Source organism: Psychrobacter sp. CX97 (genome assembly GCF_057396285.1).
The window spans coordinates 31,037-49,774 of sequence record NZ_JBXYJE010000009.1; the positions used below are offsets into that span (position 1 = coordinate 31,037).

At 38.3% G+C, this 18,738-nt stretch carries 13 protein-coding genes; 7 read left to right on the plus strand and 6 right to left on the minus strand.

Annotated features, from left to right (window positions below; genetic code table 11):
- Positions 1-62: 62 nt before the first annotated feature.
- From AC2SLL_RS08525 to AC2SLL_RS08540, 4 genes are all read right to left on the minus strand, one after another.
- Complete coding sequence (locus AC2SLL_RS08525) at positions 63-2,345, minus strand: NADP-dependent malic enzyme (protein WP_486531344.1); 2,283 nt, start codon at positions 2,343-2,345, stop codon at positions 63-65.
- Between the two features lie 389 nt (positions 2,346-2,734).
- Positions 2,735-4,327 (minus strand): protein adenylyltransferase SelO, encoded by a 1,593-nt coding sequence (locus tag AC2SLL_RS08530; RefSeq protein ID WP_486531268.1) that lies wholly within the window; start codon positions 4,325-4,327, stop codon positions 2,735-2,737.
- Positions 4,328-4,537: 210 nt separating this feature from the next.
- Positions 4,538-5,929 (minus strand): acyl-CoA desaturase, encoded by a 1,392-nt coding sequence (locus tag AC2SLL_RS08535; RefSeq protein WP_486531269.1) that lies wholly within the window; start codon positions 5,927-5,929, stop codon positions 4,538-4,540.
- Between the two features lie 225 nt (positions 5,930-6,154).
- Entirely contained in the window at positions 6,155-7,033 is an 879-nt protein-coding gene (locus AC2SLL_RS08540; RefSeq protein WP_486531270.1) for a glycerophosphodiester phosphodiesterase, read from the minus strand.
- Positions 7,034-7,360: 327 nt separating this feature from the next.
- Here AC2SLL_RS08540 and AC2SLL_RS08545 point away from each other — a divergent pair, with 327 nt between their 5' ends.
- Positions 7,361-8,401, plus strand: a complete 1,041-nt coding sequence (locus AC2SLL_RS08545) for a hypothetical protein (protein WP_486531271.1) — start codon at positions 7,361-7,363, stop codon at positions 8,399-8,401.
- A gap of 134 nt (positions 8,402-8,535) precedes the next feature.
- Here the strand turns inward: AC2SLL_RS08545 and AC2SLL_RS08550 are convergent, their stop codons facing one another.
- Entirely contained in the window at positions 8,536-9,201 is a 666-nt protein-coding gene (locus tag AC2SLL_RS08550; RefSeq protein ID WP_486531272.1) for a cob(I)yrinic acid a,c-diamide adenosyltransferase, read from the minus strand.
- Positions 9,202-9,340: 139 nt separating this feature from the next.
- Here AC2SLL_RS08550 and cysS point away from each other — a divergent pair, with 139 nt between their 5' ends.
- The 6 genes from cysS to argJ all read left to right on the plus strand — a co-directional run bounded on the left by cysS (position 9,341) and on the right by argJ (position 17,151).
- Complete coding sequence (gene cysS, locus AC2SLL_RS08555; RefSeq protein WP_486531273.1) at positions 9,341-10,858, plus strand: cysteine--tRNA ligase; 1,518 nt, start codon at positions 9,341-9,343, stop codon at positions 10,856-10,858.
- 387 nt (positions 10,859-11,245) lie between these two features.
- On the plus strand, positions 11,246-12,715 hold the full coding sequence (gene guaB, locus AC2SLL_RS08560) for an IMP dehydrogenase (RefSeq protein ID WP_486531274.1): 1,470 nt from the start codon (positions 11,246-11,248) through the stop codon (positions 12,713-12,715).
- 161 nt (positions 12,716-12,876) lie between these two features.
- Positions 12,877-14,238 carry a phosphoglucosamine mutase gene (glmM, locus tag AC2SLL_RS08565; protein WP_486531275.1) on the plus strand — a complete coding sequence of 454 codons (1,362 nt, stop codon included), beginning with the start codon at positions 12,877-12,879 and terminating at the stop codon, positions 14,236-14,238.
- A gap of 50 nt (positions 14,239-14,288) precedes the next feature.
- Complete coding sequence (gene pdxH / locus AC2SLL_RS08570) at positions 14,289-14,936, plus strand: pyridoxamine 5'-phosphate oxidase (RefSeq protein ID WP_486531276.1); 648 nt, start codon at positions 14,289-14,291, stop codon at positions 14,934-14,936.
- A 78-nt stretch (positions 14,937-15,014) separates the two neighbouring features.
- Positions 15,015-15,830: an exodeoxyribonuclease III gene (xthA, locus tag AC2SLL_RS08575; protein ID WP_486531277.1), complete on the plus strand. Its 816-nt coding sequence runs from the start codon at positions 15,015-15,017 to the stop codon at positions 15,828-15,830.
- A gap of 79 nt (positions 15,831-15,909) precedes the next feature.
- Complete coding sequence (argJ, locus tag AC2SLL_RS08580; protein ID WP_486531278.1) at positions 15,910-17,151, plus strand: bifunctional glutamate N-acetyltransferase/amino-acid acetyltransferase ArgJ; 1,242 nt, start codon at positions 15,910-15,912, stop codon at positions 17,149-17,151.
- A gap of 223 nt (positions 17,152-17,374) precedes the next feature.
- On the opposite strand, the gene AC2SLL_RS08585 is transcribed toward argJ, so the two are convergent.
- Positions 17,375-18,382 carry an alpha/beta fold hydrolase gene (locus AC2SLL_RS08585; protein ID WP_486531279.1) on the minus strand — a complete coding sequence of 336 codons (1,008 nt, stop codon included), beginning with the start codon at positions 18,380-18,382 and terminating at the stop codon, positions 17,375-17,377.
- Positions 18,383-18,738: the final 356 nt, after the last annotated feature.

Below are 18,738 nucleotides of genomic sequence, written 5' to 3' on the forward strand. Positions count from 1 at the left end.
CCAATAAAAAAGCCAGCGTTAAAGCTGGCTTCTAAATAATAAATATTTTAAATAGGACTATTTTATTGCGAGTCTGAGTCGATATCCTGAGCTTCGGTAACCGCTAAAGCAGTCATATTGACAACACGACGTGCGGTGGCAGAAGGGGTTAAAATATGTACAGGTTTATCGGATCCTAATAAAATTGGTCCAATTGAAGCGCTATGTGTCGCCGTTTTAAGAAGGTTAAACGCAATGTTTGCGGCGTCTAAAGTGGGCATAACGAGTAGGTTAGCTGAACCCGTTAATTTACAATGCGGGAAATCATTGTGACGGATACGATCATCTAAGGCGGCGTCACCATGCATTTCCCCGTCAAACTCAAAATCGACTTGCATGTCTGTTAATAGTTGAAATACTTTGCGCATTTTAACGGCACTGTCAAGGTCTGAAGTCCCAAAGTTGGAGTGAGATAATAGAGCTACACGTGGTGCAATACCAAAACGGCGCATCTGAGCTGCTGCCAGTACCGTCATTTCAGCAAGTTGCTCCGCTGTAGGATTATCATGAATGTAGGTGTCCGCAATAAATATATTACGGTCTTGGGTCAATACAGCATTCATCGCATAAAAGTCGTTAAAGCCTTTTGATTTTCCAATGACTTTACTGACGTAATCTAAGTGCAGTTTATAGTGGCCGAAAGTTCCACAAATCATACCATCAGCTTCACCTTTCTCAACTAATAATGACCCAATTAAAGTTGTTTTACGGCGGACATCTCTGCGAGCGAGCTCTATACTCACACCATTACGTTTATTTTTCTCATAATAATACTCCCAGTACTCTCTATAACGAGGGTCAGAGTCTTGGTTGACAATCTCTATATTATCGCCATCAGTCAGACGTAAGCCTAATGCTTCAATTTGAGCTGCAATAATAGAAGGGCGACCAACCAGTATAGGATAAGCTAATCCTTCATCCACAACGACTTGTACACCACGTAGAATATTTGGATCTTCACCTTCACAAAATACTATACGCTTCGGATTCTTTTTAGCTCGCGCGAAAAGTGGCTTCATTACAAACGCTGAGTTATAGACAAACTCCGAAAGCTTTTGACGATAGGCGGCAAAATCATTAATAGGGAGCGTCGCCACACCTGAGTCCATGGCAGCTTTTGCTACCGCAGGGGCAATCTCAATAATTAAGTTTGGTTCAAGGGGTCCTGGAATTAGATAGTCTTTACCAAAACTCTTTGCGGTATCCACATATTTTTGACCGTGCATTGGCGTGGCTTCGACATGCGCCATAGCTGCAATGGCATGTACACAGGCAATTTTCATTTCTTCATTAACCGTAGTAGCTCCGACGTCTAGAGCACCACGAAAAATGTATGGAAAACATAATGCATTGTTAACTTGGTTAGGGTAGTCGGAACGACCCGTCGCCATAATGACGTCATCACGAGCAGCATGGGCGATTTCAGGTAAAATTTCAGGAGTGGGATTAGCCAGTGCGAAGATGATAGGGTCTTTAGCCATTCGTTTAACCATATCTTGATTCAAGATACCGGGCATTGAAAGACCTAAAAACATATCTGCATTTTCTATTACATCGTCGATGGTTTTAGCATCGGTGTCACGTGCATAACGCAGTTTAGATTCATCCAAATTTTCTCGGCTAGTAGAAATAATACCACGTGAATCAGAAACAAAAATGTTTGATTTCTTGACACCTAATGCACATATCAAGTCCAAGCATGATATTGCTGCAGCACCAGCACCAGAACAAACAACTTGAATATCATCAATCTTTTTACCAATTAATTGCAAGGCATTCATTAAGGCCGCACCGACAATAATTGACGTACCATGCTGATCATCATGGAATACTGGGATGTTCATACGCTCACGAAGTTCACGCTCAATTTTAAAACATTCAGGGGCTTTAATATCTTCTAAATTTATACCCCCAAAGGTTGGTTCAAGCGAGGCTACTGCTTCAATAAATTTATCTGGGTCATTTTGAGCGACTTCAATATCAAAAACATCTATCCCTGCAAACTTTTTAAACAAGACGCCTTTACCTTCCATAACAGGTTTAGACGCTAATGGACCGATATTACCTAATCCTAAAACAGCAGTACCATTCGTAATAACACCAACCAAATTACTTCTAGCGGTGTATTTAGCTGCCAGTTTGGGATCTTTTTGAATTTCCAAACAGGGTACGGCCACACCGGGTGAGTAGGCTAACGCTAAATCACGTTGGTTGGCTATCTGTTTAGTTGGGTTAACTGATATTTTTCCAGGAGTAGGATGTTCATGATAATGCAGAGCAGATTGCTCAAACTGCTCTTTGCTCATATGCGCATCTTTAATAGAATTTGAAGTAGAAGGTGTAGTCGTGGTAGAAATATTATCGCTCATGATTAAGACCAAAATGATATTGAAAAAGGAAGTCCCGTTGGAACACTCTAAGTACAATAATTAACTTGAGTATTCTAGCATCATTACAGCCTTTAACCACAGCTAACCTATGTTAAATACTGTAAAAATACCTTGTATTTAGAAAATAAATGACAAGATTTATTATTTAAACATATTGTAATTTAAATAGAAATAAATATTTTAAGTTAAGATCATCGTGAATATTCTAACCTGTCATTCCGGGTTGATGGCTAATATTTAATAATTTTAGCTATTAGTAGTACTTATTAGTAAAAGTAGCACAAGCTAAACTACCAGTTATTTAATTAGGAAGAACAACTGACAATGATGGGTTTGTCATCTTTATTGGGTGGTAAAATATCATGCATTGTTGCTTTATTTTGAATTTCATAAGGCGTTCTAAGTAATTCAAATAACCTATCAACTTCACTAAAATCATTTAATTCAGCATTTGCAATGGCTTTTTGTGCCATTGAATTTCTTAAAATATAGGCTGGATTGTTTTGTTTAATATTATTAACTATTGAGTCTTTTGTAAACACAGGGGTAGAGGCCTTATGATAAGCGCTATATTCAATTTGCGAGTCAATATATTGAAGGTAATCTCTTTGCCAAACATGCCATCTATGCAGTTGAGTTTGTTTAAGTTCACTGTTTAAAGTGTTTAATAACTGAGCTTCATGGCTGTGTTTATCAGGTTCTATAATAGCGATTAATGATCTAAAACTATTTGTATAGTCCAGTTGATTATCCTCAATTATTTGTAGAAGCTCAAAAGCGAGCGCCAACTTTTTATTTAATGTCTCATCAATTAAAGCACCATTTTCATTAGGCCAAGACAATCCAAGTTTGGCGCAAATACCTTGTTGATAGTGTTGACTAAAATATATGTCATAATTTGATAGACATTCATCTAAATTGTTTCGGCTAATGATCTCTGAGTGTTTGGTTAAGCTATGTCGCCCATTATGAAAAATAGTTTTACCAGACAACTGTATAAAATGCATCATCCAAATATTTAGATTCCAACGTCCAATAGCGGGTTGATTCTGGTAAGCATAACGACCTGAATAGTCTGAATGATTATTAATCCATGCTGGATCAAATCTTTCTTGAAAGCCAAACGGTCCATAATCAAGTGTACTCCCTGTAATTGATAAGTTGTCAGTATTCATAACGCCATGAGCAAAACCTATTAATTGCCAATCGGCAATCATTTTTGCTGTATTAATAACCACTTGATTAATAAAATCTAGAATCGGGGTGTCTGAATCAATGACATTGGGATAGTAAGTCTCAATCATATATTTAGTAAAGCTTGGCAATAAATCTGGAGCAAAGCTGGCTATCCATTCCACATGGCCTAATCTTATATGAGTGTCAGCGACTCTAAGTAAAGCGGCACCTGGTTCCAGACGCTCACGCTGTACTGGGGTGTCAGAAGTAATAAAGCCTAAGGAATTTGAGGAAGCAAGACCTAAAGATGACATCGCATGACCACATAGATACTCTCTAATAGTACTGCGCAGTACTGCGCGGCCATCTCCCATACGTGAAAATGGTGTTAGCCCCATACCCTTTAAATGTAAATCAGTAAGCTTATCGTCATTGCCTACCACTTGGGCCATTAATAGACCACGCCCATCACCAAGTTGTCCCGCCCAATGTCCAAACTGATGTCCTGCATACGCCATTGCTAACGGTTCAAACCCCTCTGGTATACAGCTGCCTGACAGTATCTGTACCCAGTTATCCATGAGGTGGCTATCTTTATCCCAGTCGATCTGTTTAGCCACTATGGGGTTGAAATGACCTGCCCGCGGGTTTAGCAAAGGTGTCGGCAGTTGCTTATGAAAAAGACGAGAATCAAGCTTGGCATAACTATTATTAAATTTCATAGAGATTCTTTAAATTTCAGGTTTGGTTTATACTTTAGCGAATTAATTAATGCTATGTGATTGATAGTAACAAATCGAATCTGTCATTAATATGACTTACATGTTGTGGTTATGCTTAAATAATAGTTGCTCTATATAAAAAACCTCCATATAAAAAAACCCTCCATCGTTAGATGAAGGGGAGGAGAAACCATTAAGTGATGATAACTGTTAAGCAACAGTTTTTATATCCACTGTATGAAATGCTTGTTTTAACTTTTGATCATGAGCATTAATACGTTGTTCTAAGATATGGTATTGCTCCTTAAGCATTTCGTCGACTTCATTAAGTTTATCTGCAAATTCATTTTTCTTCATTTCAATGGCTTTGGCTTTTAGCTTTTGCCATTCTTTAACCGTTTCATTGAATGAATCGTATTCAAACATGATGCGATCACGGAAGGTTAGCATTGACGTTGGTAGTACACCATGATTGGTATCGGTAGTGATATTTGACAGTTCTTCGATCTTCTTTTGCGCACGCTTGAACTGCATATTTACTTCAGCATGTTTGATAGTCAAATCATCTACTGTACGCAGGTCAGTTGCTAAGCCAAATTTAGCAAGTGCAGCGATAAACCATTTGGAAGGATCATATTGCCACCATTTAACACCATTTCGATAGTCGTATTGGAAAAAATGATGATAGTTATGATAACCCTCACCCCAAGTGGGAATAGCTAAAATCCAATTATCACGTGCCGTGTTTGAATCAGTATAAGGGCGCGTACCATACATATGGCAAAGTGAGTTAATAAAGAAAGTAAAGTGGTGATTAATAACCAGACGTAACAATCCGGCGAGTACTAATGTACCCCAGACGTCACCTACTAGCCAACCCAGTGCACTCAACACCCCAACATTAGATACAAGTACCCATAATCCATAATATTTGTGTTGAATTTGTAGAACCTTGTCGCGGGTTAGATCTGGAATATTTTTATAGTCATAGACACCACTTGGGTATTTTCGAAGCATCCAGCCCATATGGCTAAACCAAAATCCACGTTTTGCTGAATACGGATCATCCATAGGGTCATCAACATGACGATGATGAGTTCGGTGGCCTGCGCACCAATCAAATGCCGAGCTTTGAACAGCCATCGTAGCACCTAACAGCAGGAAATTTCTAACTGCTGGGTGTGCCTTATACGCTCGATGCGATAACAGACGATGATAACCAACCGTAATGCTCATGCCTGTCCACACAGTAACTGCGCCAAATAATGCCCAAACAGGCGCGCTGACACTATGAGTCATTAAATACCAAGGAGTAATCACGGCTGCAGCGATAGGGGTAGCAATCAAGAAAACTGCAGGTATCCAATTGACAGGAGCGCGTTTGAAGGCCAGCTCATTCTCAACTGAACTATTATCGTTATACTCATTGAGCGAAGAAAGATGGGTTAGAGCAGCGTGATTTGAAGTCGGCTCGACTTGTTCTGGAGTTTTTACTCTGGCAAGGATCTTTTTACCAGTACTTACAGCAAGATTTATAGATGATAAGGGTAGTGTACTAGCAGACCTTAAAGCTTTAAACGCTGTAGATGTAATTAGAGTCATTATATATATGTTCCTAAAAAGGGCAAAGTTCTAGTAGGGCTAAGCATACAGTAAATTGATAATAAAGTGAACACTCATACACTGTAAAATCAGAGTTATTAAGCTTATAAAAATTTAAATAACAATTAAGAAAGGATAGATAAACAATTAAGTAAAAATATCTATAATTATCAAAAAATTCTCTTTGTGTGTCTATACTATTTAATGAGTTTCCCTGCTTTCACTTTAATTGAATAGTGTTAACATACGAGAGGGATAATCCGTAATAATATGATTTATTTCAAGATCAATTAACCTAAAAACCTCTTGCGGTTCATTCACAGTCCATGCACTTGTAGATAAATCAAGACGCTTACATTGATTAATGATATTCAAGTTACATAGGCTATAGTGAAGTCCTAAGTGTTCACAACCAAGCTGGCGAGCAAAATTAGGAAGGTTCATTATATATCGATTTTTAAGCAGTTCCTGTTGATGGACTTGAGGGCTATGGTTGTGAAAGGGAGTTTTATCAGTTGATTTTGCGGTTTGCTGATTATCGTAAAAAGGATAACCAAAGCCTTTGATTGGCTCGACGAGAAGCCCTTTTTTGAAACGAGACAAAACCGGTCGCGTTCTCATTAGATGTAGTAAGTGTGTGTCAAAACTAGTGAGAATAATTGGTAGAGCGTGAAAAATAGGCTGATTTAGAGTATTAACTAAGGCAGTCATAAGGTTGAGATGATTCGTACGTGGGTGGGTCTTTATTTCTAGTTCAATGTGCTTGAATTCACTTAGCAAAGTAGAAACATCATTTAGTAACATAAAATCATTCGTGAATCCAAGCCGCTTTGTCAATTCATAATAAGTTAATTGGTCAACCCTAGATTGCTGTCTAAAGAGTCTAGACAACGAATCGTCATGAAAAATAACTAAATGATTGTCACGGGTTAGTTGAACGTCAAATTCAATACCGCTAACCTTACCGTTTGATTGTTGAGCAATTTTTAAGAGATGCTCAAAACCATGGCGGCTGTTCTCAAAGGCTTCACCACGTGCACCGCGATGCCCTAAAAGGTTTGTTTCTATAGGAGTATTGTTATTTAATTTAATGGAATTTAGCATTTTTATACGATCTAGATTATGTTATTAAAAGTAGGTTTAAGATATTTATGCTTATGTAATAAGTGAACTAACAAAAGGATATTAATTGACGTATAATATTATGCTAATTGAATACAGTAACTTAAATTTAAGATTATAACTGCAGTTTAAGCTTATAAAAGAATTATATACTCAGTCATATTACTTAATTTACAGAGCTATTATACATAAATTCTAGTGTTCTTTAATACATATGCAGTCTAAATGAGTCTGTAGTTTATCTAAGAGGTAGTAATGAAGTTGACGGTTAAAAACAGGTCGAATAAAAATAGTTTTTTGAGTATTTGCATGTTATGTAGCTTAACACTCAGCACTCTGCCATTGGCGGGTTGTAACAAAAAGGCAGACTCAACTGATGCTGACGTATCAGAGAGTCATTCAGCAGATACTGCTCAAGTTGAACCCCCTTTAGTACTGGTAAAATGTGACGACGATATTGCAACGAGTAAACTTGAAAAGTCTATTAAAGAATCCATCAAGAGCCGCTCCCAAATTCTCATAAATAGCTATGCAGATAGCGCTGATACCTCATTAGATTTAACGGCATTTAATGGTGTAGTAGAATCTATTTTGATAGATCTTTCAAATGTGAAGAATATGCAGCCCATTAATGACAATGGCATGGTAACTTGTGGCGCTAAAGTGAGCTTGACCTTACCGACTAAAGATGTCAGCCGTGCAAATCAAGCCTTTGCCTCTTTAGAGGGTAAAAGTTTCTCCCAGCGTCTGGAAGACGAAAATATTACTCTTAATAATAATATGCTGGTTAGTGATAACTTTACCTATGTAGTGGGTATGCAAAGTGGTCAAACTGCCGCTAAAATTGTTGGACAACCTGAAATTATTAGTGCAGTTTCGGATATTATCGCTACATCTCAGTTTGAGGTTGCAATGGCTAATAAACGCCAATCTGAAGCTAAGAAAAGAAATATAGCATCAGCGGCACCCGAACCAGTTAGACGCGTAGAAAAACCTAAACCAGTTCAAAATACTGAACCCACACCTAAGGCAACCCCACAGCCTCCACAACCCCCGACTCCTAAACCACAAGCTAAGCCTAAACCACAAGCTAAGCCTAAACCACAAGCTAAGCCTGAACCACAAGCTAAGCCTGAACCACAAGCTAAGCCTGAACCACAAGCTAAGCCTGAACCACAAGCTAAGCCTGAACCACAAGCTAAGCCTGAACTTAGGCCTGCTCCAACACCTTCTGCCTCTGAGACTCCGTCTGTAAAAACACCAGTGAATATTGATGATCCAGCGGACTTTAATGTGCCTTCAGATGAAAGTATTGAAATGGTTATTATCGAAGAAGAAGGTACTTACTAGAATTGCTGCACAAGAAGATTAAGCAGACAACTTGATAAATGATAACTTATAAAAGCCCTATTATTAATTTATAGGGCTTTTTGTAGTGATACAAGTATTTTAGAAATACTTCTTTAAATTCATTAAGAAATTAATTAAGTTAATTTTTCTAAAATAGATTTGTTCCATAACACCTCATTGGAATGTTCGATTTTTGCACAATATCTTGCTAGAACAAATAGCCAATCAGAGAGTCGGTTTAGTAGCTTGAGAATATTAAGGGACATTGAGTTGGGTTTATTTGACTTTAACTGTACCGCTCCCCTTTCAGCTCTTCTACATACAGTTCGAGCAATATGTATTTGGCTAACGAGTACAGATCCTGCTGGCAAAATGAAGTCTTTAAGGGGTTTTAGATGACTATTTAAACGGTCAATATCTTGCTCTAACCATTCAATGTGGTTTTTACCAATACCTTGATACTCAGGCATTGCTAATTCGCCACCAATGTTAAATAACAAATGCTGAATAATACTTAGTGTATTACTAAGCTCGGAAATCTGATTACTCGTGTTAGCCAATGACTTGTTTACTTTATTTTCTTTAATGTGGTTAGTATCTTTCTGGTTAGTATCTTTCTCAATACTATTATATAACGTTGAGACGTATGCAGAAATCATTCCAATGTGTGCATTTAGCTCGTCTACATCACCCAATACCATAAAGGTAAAATCGGCTTTATTGACCCGTTTACCGTTTGCTAAAGCAGTTGAACCATCGTCACCGGTGCGAGTATATATTTTTGTTAGACGATTTCCCATTGAATTAACTCCTTATGATGACTTATATTTTAAATATTTTTATACAATATTAGTATAAAATATATCAATTAATAGTATTTTGAGTAAGGTTTCGGTAAGATAAGCTACTTAATAAAATAATCAGGATTTTGAGGTTTACATGTCATTAATAGCTAGCGCATCTAATGTATTAGCACCAAATAAAGATTTAACACAGCAGATTCAGCAAAGCCAAAGTTCTCTTAAAATTTGTGACTCTTTAAGCACCCAGAAAAAGATTTTTAAACCTCTTCAGCCGGGTAAAGTTGGTTTGTATGTGTGCGGTATGACGGTATATGACTATTGTCATATTGGTCATGCTCGGGTCATGGTAGCTTTTGATATAGTAGTACGTTGGTTTAAGTGTCTTGGCTATGACGTGACGTACGTGCGTAATATAACAGATATCGATGATAAAATTATTGCTCGTGCTAATAAAAACAATGAATCTATTGGCGTATTGACCAATCGTTTTACTAAAGCTATGCATGAAGATGCCGCTGCTTTGGGTTGCCTTAATCCGGATATTGAACCAAAAGCAACAGATCACATTGAAGATATGCTTGATATGATTGCTACTCTTAAAGAGAAAAAACACGCCTATGCGGTAGAAGATGGAGACGTCTATTACTCAGTAGAGACTTTTGAGGATTATGGAAAATTATCAAAACGTAAACTTGAAGATATGGAGGCTGGTACTCGGGTAGATGTCAATTCGCATAAGAAAAACCCGTTTGACTTCGTACTGTGGAAAGCAGCAAAACCAGATGAACCGCAATGGCCTTCAAATTGGGGTAATGGACGTCCTGGTTGGCATATTGAATGTTCAGCAATGTCAACTAAGTGCTTAGGGAATAGTTTTGATATTCACGGGGGAGGTCATGATTTACAGTTCCCACATCACGAAAATGAAATTGCACAGTCTGAGGCAGCAACAGGGTGTAATTATGCTAATAATTGGATGCATGTGGGTTTTATAAATGTTGATGGTGAGAAAATGTCTAAATCTCTAGGTAATTTTTTTACCATTCGTGAGGTTATGAACAAGTTTCATCCAGAAACCATTCGTTTCTTTATTTTATCCAGCCATTATCGTAGCCAAGTTAACTTTTCGGATGTTGCCCTAAAAGATTCGCATGCAGCTCTCACTCGTATATACCAAGCCTTAAAAGTAGCCGAAATAGTTTTGGCTGAAAATTGTGAGGAGGATACTAATAATCCTCCAAATGAGTTTTTAAATAATAGCTATGTGACTGATTTCATAAGTGCAATGAATGATGATTTCAATACACCCTTAGCCATTAGTGTCTTATTTAATATTGCAAGAGAATTAAACAAAAAAGTTCGTGATCAGCAGACTAAGGTATGCGAAATCAAAATACTTTCGAATCAACTAAGAGATTTAGCAAGTGTGTTGAATATTGGTCAATTAAATCCAACTGATTTTTTGCAAGCTCAAGTTGGCGATGAGAGCGCCACCGAGCTTAGTGATAGTAAAATTTCTGACTTGATTGAAGAACGAAATAATGCTAAATCCACTAAGAACTATAGCCTAGCTGATGAGATACGTAACCTGCTACAAGCAAATGGCATTGAACTTGAAGACGGAAAACTTGGTACTACATGGAGACGTACATAACAAATATTTGGGTAGGGATCTACATATCTCTATTTAATATTTTTCCTGTAAAATATATCTGTTTGGTAATTTATATAGCTTATATAGCTTATGGAGGTGGCTAATAGGCCACCTTTTTTTATCGTTATTCCTATAATTTAAGTCCCTTTTTTAGGGTCTTTTTTAAACCTAACGACGATGTTTGAATGGGTATAATTAACTTATATCTAAGCTCATATTCGAATCATGCCTGAATCAACATAGTTGAACTATTATATTCAGATTCATAGACTTATATTGTCTTATCAATTAAAAACAAGTTTTTCATAGATATCACATTTTTATACTCTCAAATTTTCATAATTATTGTTATAATAAAGCGCTATTTTACCCGGCTAAGAGGTCTGTATGTTGCGAATCGTAGATGATGCCCTAACTTTTGATGATGTTTTAATGCTACCTGCTTATTCAGAGGTTCTTCCTAAAACGGCTTCTTTGGAAACTCGGCTAACAGAAGATATCTTACTAAATTTGCCTTTAGTATCTGCGGCTATGGATACGGTAACTGAGTCTGAAATGGCGATTACCATGGCGCAGCTTGGTGGTATGGGTATATTGCATAAGAGCATGGATATTGCCAAACAGGCCATGCAAGTACGTCGTGTTAAAAAGTTTGAAGCCGGTACTGTTGTCGATCCAATTACGGTTAATCCTGATATATCTGTAGGCGAGCTATTAAAAATTACTAGAGCAAATAATATCTCTGGTGTACCTGTTGTAGAAGAGCAAAGTGGTAAAGTAGTGGGTATCGTTACCCATCGTGACTTACGTTTTGAGACAAACCTGAGTCAACCGGTTAGAAATGTCATGACCCCTCAAGATAAATTGGTTACGGTTAAAGAGGGGGAGAGTAATGAGAATATTAAAAAACTATTGCATGAACACCGCATTGAAAAAGTATTGGTAGTAGATGATGATTTTGGTTTAAAAGGGTTGATTACAGTGAATGATTTCAATAAAGCTGAAAACAATCCAAATGCGTGTAAGGATTCTCGGGGCCGTCTTAGAGTAGGGGCTGCGGTTGGTACAGGTGCAGACACTGAGGCACGGGTTGAGGCTTTAATTGAAGCAGCAGTGGATGTGTTGGTGGTTGATACAGCACATGGTCATTCAAAAGGTGTCATTGAAAAAGTGGCATGGATTAAAAAGAATTATCCGCAGATACAAGTGATAGGCGGTAATATTGCCACAGGCGATGCGGCTTTAGCCTTACGTGATGCAGGTGCTAATGCGGTTAAAGTTGGTATAGGTCCGGGCTCTATATGTACAACGCGTATTATCGCTGGTATTGGTGTGCCACAAATTTCAGCAATCGACAATGTTGCTTCTGCTTTAAAAGACTCTATTCCTCTTATTGCTGATGGTGGTATACGTTTTTCAGGCGATATGGCTAAAGCAATCGCAGCAGGCGCCTCTTCTATTATGGTTGGATCTCTGTTGGCGGGTACTGAAGAAGCGCCGGGTGAAGTTGAGCTGTTTCAGGGTCGCTATTATAAAGCTTATCGGGGTATGGGTAGCTTAGGGGCTATGTCTGGGTCAAATAACTCATCTGATCGTTATTTCCAAGATGCGAAAGAAGGCGTTGAAAAGCTTGTTCCTGAAGGTATTGAGGGACGTGTACCTTATAAAGGACCTGTGAGTGGCATTGTCAGCCAATTGGCAGGAGGATTACGCTCATCTATGGGGTATACCGGTTGCGCCACAATTAATGAGATGCGCACCAAACCACAATTTATTAAGGTTACGTCTGCTGGCATGAAAGAGTCTCATGTACATGATGTGCAAATTACCAAAGAGGCACCAAACTACAGATTGTAACCTCAACGATGCAACGGATATTTATTAAATGCGAATATTAGCTTAACTAAAAAAGACCAAAAGGCTTGCTCCTTTTGGTCTTTTTTGTAGTATATTGATTAGATAATAGTTTTGATTTTTTAAAATTTTTTAAATAAAACCTAACCAATAAAGAGGGTCAAATGAGCTACTTTGGAACCGACGGAATTCGTGGATGTTTTGGTCAATTTCCTATTACTCCAGATTTTTTGTTAAAGCTTGGATTTGTGACTGGTCAAGTGCTTATCGAAAAAAATGATAATAAAAATCGTAGACCTTGTGTTGTTATTGGCAAAGATACAAGGTTATCAGGTTACGTCATTGAAGCTGCTCTCCAATCAGGTTTTAATGCTGCTGGAGTCGATGTTCATATGGTGGGGTCGTTGCCTACGCCCGCTATTGCTCATTTAACTCGTAGTTTCCATGCTGATGCAGGTGTGGTCATATCTGCATCACATAACCCGTATCAGGACAATGGTGTTAAGTTCTTTTCAGGTGACGGTCGTAAGTTGACGGATGCCATGCAAGAGGCTATTAATAAAAAACTTGATGAAATCATGACGGCTACTACAGTAGACATGACGATTTCTGATCCCTCTAAACTTGGTAAGAATTACCGCATTGAAGATGCTAAAGGTCGCTATATTGAGTTCTGTAAGGGAAGCTTTCCCTATCAGTATGATCTGACAAACTTGACCGTTGTGATTGATTGCGCTAATGGCGCAGGTTATAGCGTTGGTCCCAGAGTGCTCAGAGAGCTAGGCGCAAAAGTTATTCCACTTCATAATAAACCTGATGGTACAAATATCAATAGAGGGTGTGGGTCTACACACCCAGACTCTTTACAGCAAGCCGTGATTGAGAACCATGCCGATGTTGGCATTGCTTTAGATGGCGACGGCGATAGAATCATTATGGTAGATGAGAAAGGCAGTCTTGTAGATGGAGATGGTATCTTATATGTATTAGCCACTAAATCTGAAACTAAAGTAGCAGGGGTTGTCGGTACTTTAATGAGCAATATGGGATTACAATTAGCGTTAGAGCAAGCTGATATTCCACTTGAAAGAGCAAAAGTGGGTGATCGTTATGTGATGCAAGGCCTTGAAACACAAGGGTGGATTTTAGGTGGAGAGCCTTCTGGCCATATTTTGTGCTTAGATAAGAGTCGTACAGGTGATGCTATTATTGCTGGTTTACAGGTATTATCTGTGATGGCGAGAACGGGACAATCATTAAGTAATCTAATAGGGGATTTTCATCTTCTACCTCAAACGTTAGTCAATGTTCGTCTCAAAGAAATGAAAGATCCTTATGACTTTCCAGAACTGGTCTCTGCTTTTGAAGAAGCATCACAATCTATTGAAGGTCGTGGTCGTATATTAATTCGCAAGTCTGGAACTGAGCCAGTAATTAGAGTCATGGTAGAGCTTAATGATGAAGAAGAATGTCATCAATTGGCGCATCAGTTGGCCAACAAAGTTGAACAAGTTATGGCCAGTTAGTAATCAATACTAAAAAACACCCAGTATAATGAGAACGGTAAGGACAAGTTATGGATTTTACCAATAAAAGAATGTCATATGATAAAGGTGTGTTAACTCAGAAAAATGCACCTAGTAATCCGTTTGACTTATTTGAATTATGGATCAATGAGGCAGTCGAGTATAATTCCCCTGAGCCTTATGCTATGAGTATAGCAACTTGCGGTGCAGACCAGATGCCATCTGTTAGAGTAGTTCTGCTAAGAGAAATTACCGAGTCAGGCATTGTTTTTTATACTAACTATCTAAGTGATAAGGGTAAAGATATTGCTGACAACCCACTTGCTGAAGGTTTGTTTTTTTGGCATGACATGCAGCGGCAAATAAGAGTACGAGGCAAAGTTAGCAAAATTGAACGGGCTAAAACTGAAGCGTATTTTCAGAAAAGACCTTATGAAAGCCAGTTAGGTGCTTGGGTCAGCCAACCACAAAGTGGTGTAGTAGAAAACCGTGAGGAAATTGATGCTGCCTTTATTGAGCTGAAAAATAAATATCCCGAAGGTAGCCATGTTCCAACACCAGAGTTTTGGGGTGGCTATGAGATCAATATTTCGGAGTTTGAATTCTGGCAAGGTAGACCAAACCGTTTGCATGATAGATTGCTTTATAAGCAAGATAGTAATAATACTGAATGGATTATTCAGCGTTTATTACCTTAGTCAGGCACTTTTTTGATAGCACTTACCTGTTGAATAGGCCAAGTGATTTCTACTTTATAAATTTAGGATTTTAGTTTTATGACCCGTTTTGTAAGTTTTAACATCAATGGTATTAGAGCAAGACAACATCAATTAGAAGCGGTTAGAGATATTTTAGATCCCGATGTGATGGGGCTACAAGAAACTAAAGTCCATGACGAGCAGTTTCCATTAGCTGCAGTGGAATCTCTTGGCTACCATGTAGAGTATTTCGGTCAGAAAGCCCATTATGGTGTGGCGCTGGTTTCAAAAGCTGTCCCAATTTTTGTTCAAAAAGGGTTCTTGGGCGAAGATGACGATGCACAAAAGCGGTTTATTCATGCCCGCTATGTATTTGATGGAAAAGAAGTTGACGTCTTAAACGGCTATTTCCCGCAAGGGGAGAGTCGTAACCATGACACTAAATTTCCTATGAAGCGGGAGTATTATGCGGCACTAACCGAATATATTGACCTCTTAAAAGAAGAGGGGCGTACTCTGATTGTTATGGGCGATATGAATATCTCTCCACAAGATATTGATATAGGTATTGGAGAAGCTAACGCAAAACGCTGGCTGCGAACAGGAAAGTGCTCATTTCTGCCCGAGGAGCGTGAATGGTATGATACGCTAATGAGCCGTGAGCTATTCGATACTTATCGCCTACATTATCCTGACTCCAATGAACTTTTCAGCTGGTTTGACTATCGTAGCCGTGGTTTTGATGATGATCCTAAACGGGGTTTAAGAATTGATCATATTCTGTGTACGGCTGACATTAAAGATAAATGTATGGCAGCAGGTATAAGTTATGAGCTACGAGCAATGGAAAAGCCGTCTGATCATGCGCCAATATGGGCTGTGTTTGATTTCTAAAAATCGATTTCTAGAATGGATTTGAGTATTAGAAATAGGCGCTTACTACTATAAATCTTCTCTTATTGTAAGGAATAATATGCCAGTAGGAAATATAGCACCGCCAGAATTAATCCATGCCATTGATGGTATTGAAATTGGCGTAACAGCGGCGGGTGTTCGATATAAAAATCGTGATGACTTAGTTGTATTTAAATTAGCTGATACGGCAAAAACAGTAGCTGTAACTACCAGTAATAAATGCTGTGCAGCGCCAGTTCATATTGTACGAGAACATCTTACTGCGCTAAAGTCAGAGCAAAAACCGGTTAAATACTTAGTCATTAATACAGGCAATGCCAATGCAGCAACAGGAGAGGAGGGTTATAATCGCGCAATGGGCGTGTGCGAGTCTTTAGCTAATACAGTTGGCGACGCTACCGAGCAGGTTTTACCTTTTTCAACGGGTGTTATTGGCGAGCCATTAAATAGCGATGCCATTATTAATGGTCTTGATGACTGTTTAGCCTCACTGGCGGGTAATAACTGGCTAGAAGCGGCAAATGCTATCCGTACAACAGATACTATTCCTAAAATAGCGAGCGAGTCTGTCGAAATTGATAAAGGCACGAAATACCATGTCACTGGTATTTCTAAAGGTGCTGGGATGATTCGTCCTAATATGGCAACCATGCTTGGATTTGTCGCGACTGATGCTAATATTTCAGTGTCCTTATTACAGGATATGATTGCCGAGTTATCTAATCAGTCTTTTAACCGTATTACTATCGATGGCGATACTTCAACCAATGACTGCTGCGTATTAATTGCCACAGGCGATGAGACAAAACCCTATATCGATACCAAACAACATCCACATTATGAGGCTCTATTTCAGTCACTTTTGTCGGTTTTTAAACGGCTTGCAACATTAATCGTTCGTGATGGCGAAGGAGCAACTAAATTTATTACCATCAAAGTAACGGGGGGTGCGTCTACCGAAGATTGTTGTGATGTTGCTTATGCTGTCGCTCACTCGCCTCTTGTTAAGACGGCTTTTTTTGCTAGTGACCCAAACTGGGGACGTATATTAGCGGCTGTTGGATACTCTAAAGCACATAACCTTGATGCCACTAAAGTTGCCATTAAGCTGGATGATGTGAGTATCTGTACACGTGGTCAGCTTGATAGTGATTATACTGAAGCAAAAGGTCAAGAAGTCATGAGCCGCCCTGAAATTACCATGCATATTGATTTAGGTGTGGGTGAGGCAAGTGATACAGTATACACTTGTGACTTGTCATATGATTACGTGAAAATTAATGCAGATTATCGCAGTTAGTACTTGGTCGCACTAGCTTATCAATTAGATTAAGTTATTAAGGTATTAAGTCACTGTTGACGTTGAAAAGAGTGCGATGTCGCACTCTTTTTTTGTGAATTGCTACTACCATTTTCTAGGTGTCTTCTATTAATTTTAGACGATTTCTATTAATTTTAGATGCCTTCTTTGAGATTACTGCGACTTTTCTTATTTCTGCCTTTTTATGTTTCTTATCCTTCACTTATTCAGCATCTAACTCTTGATTCTCACTAAAATGCTCTGCAAATAAATCAGCCAAGTAACGTGCTAATTGATACGGTATATCATGTCCTAATCCAGTGACTAACTTTAGGTCAGCATGGGGTATCGTTTTAGCCAGCGATTTACCGTGAGCAGGCGGTAACAGCCTATCATGAGTGCCATGAACGATTAAAGTAGGTTGCTTTATAATGGCATCAATGTTTTCAAGTGAACCTGTCGCCATCACTGCCAATAGTTGGCGAGTCACGCCTTTTGGATAAAAACGCCGATTGAAAAAAAGTTCAGCCTTCATAGTGGCATGATTTTCATCAAAGAAGTCTGGCGAGCCAATTACTCTTTGCAGGTTTACATTGTTTTCAATCACAGTAGCAGAGTCTTTATTATCAGGTAAAGGTCTAGTCAATGCTCTTAATGCGTCGATTTTTGGAGGCGGTAGAAAAGGTTTGTTATTACTGGTAGCCAACAGACCAAGTTTGCTAACTCGGTAGGGGTACTTGGCAGCAACAATTTGTGCAATCATCCCACCCATTGACATACCCAGCACATGGCATTGATCAATGTCTAAAGCATTTAGCAGCTGATTAACATCTTCTCCCATATCATAAAGGGTATACGGCACATTGTTATCAATTTGCTTGTAACGTAAACCAAGTTTATATCTAGATATTAATTTAAGTTGCTTAGCTAGAGTTTGGTGCTCCTTGGTTAGCTTATTCTTGTGTTTAAGCTTGCTAGATTTGCCGATATCTCTATTATCAAAGCGAATCACTTGAAACCCAGAATCAATAAGCCGCTTACAAAATACATTTGACCATACTAAAGATTGCGCACCCAATCCCATAATCAATAAGATAATGGGGTCATTGTCGCAACCACCTCGCTCGAGATAAAATTTATACTTTGGTGTTTTGACTTTATAAGCGGTCATAAAGTCGGCATATTTGGATGCTTTGGTTCTTATTTGATAAGGCGAATTTGATTTAGGCATGATTTACATATAAATAGTGTGCTTTTCAATGACCAAGATTAGCGTACTAAACTATTAAATGAAGCGTAATTTCTAATAAGATCTCTTATAAACTTAAAAATGATCCGATTTTAATAGTCACGGTTTATTGGATTTTTAAAATTCTTATATAAATTATCTTAAGGTAAGGTTTTATCTATAATGCTATCGCAACAATATAGTTTGAATAGTGTTTAATTAAATTTTATCAACGGCGTCTGACTCTTATGTCTATGGATTAACTTGTGATGACAGATACATTTGTTTATTTGCGCTTGAGACAATCATGGCAAAGGTTGATTATTTAAATTAGCTAATTAAGTATTCGAATAATAAAG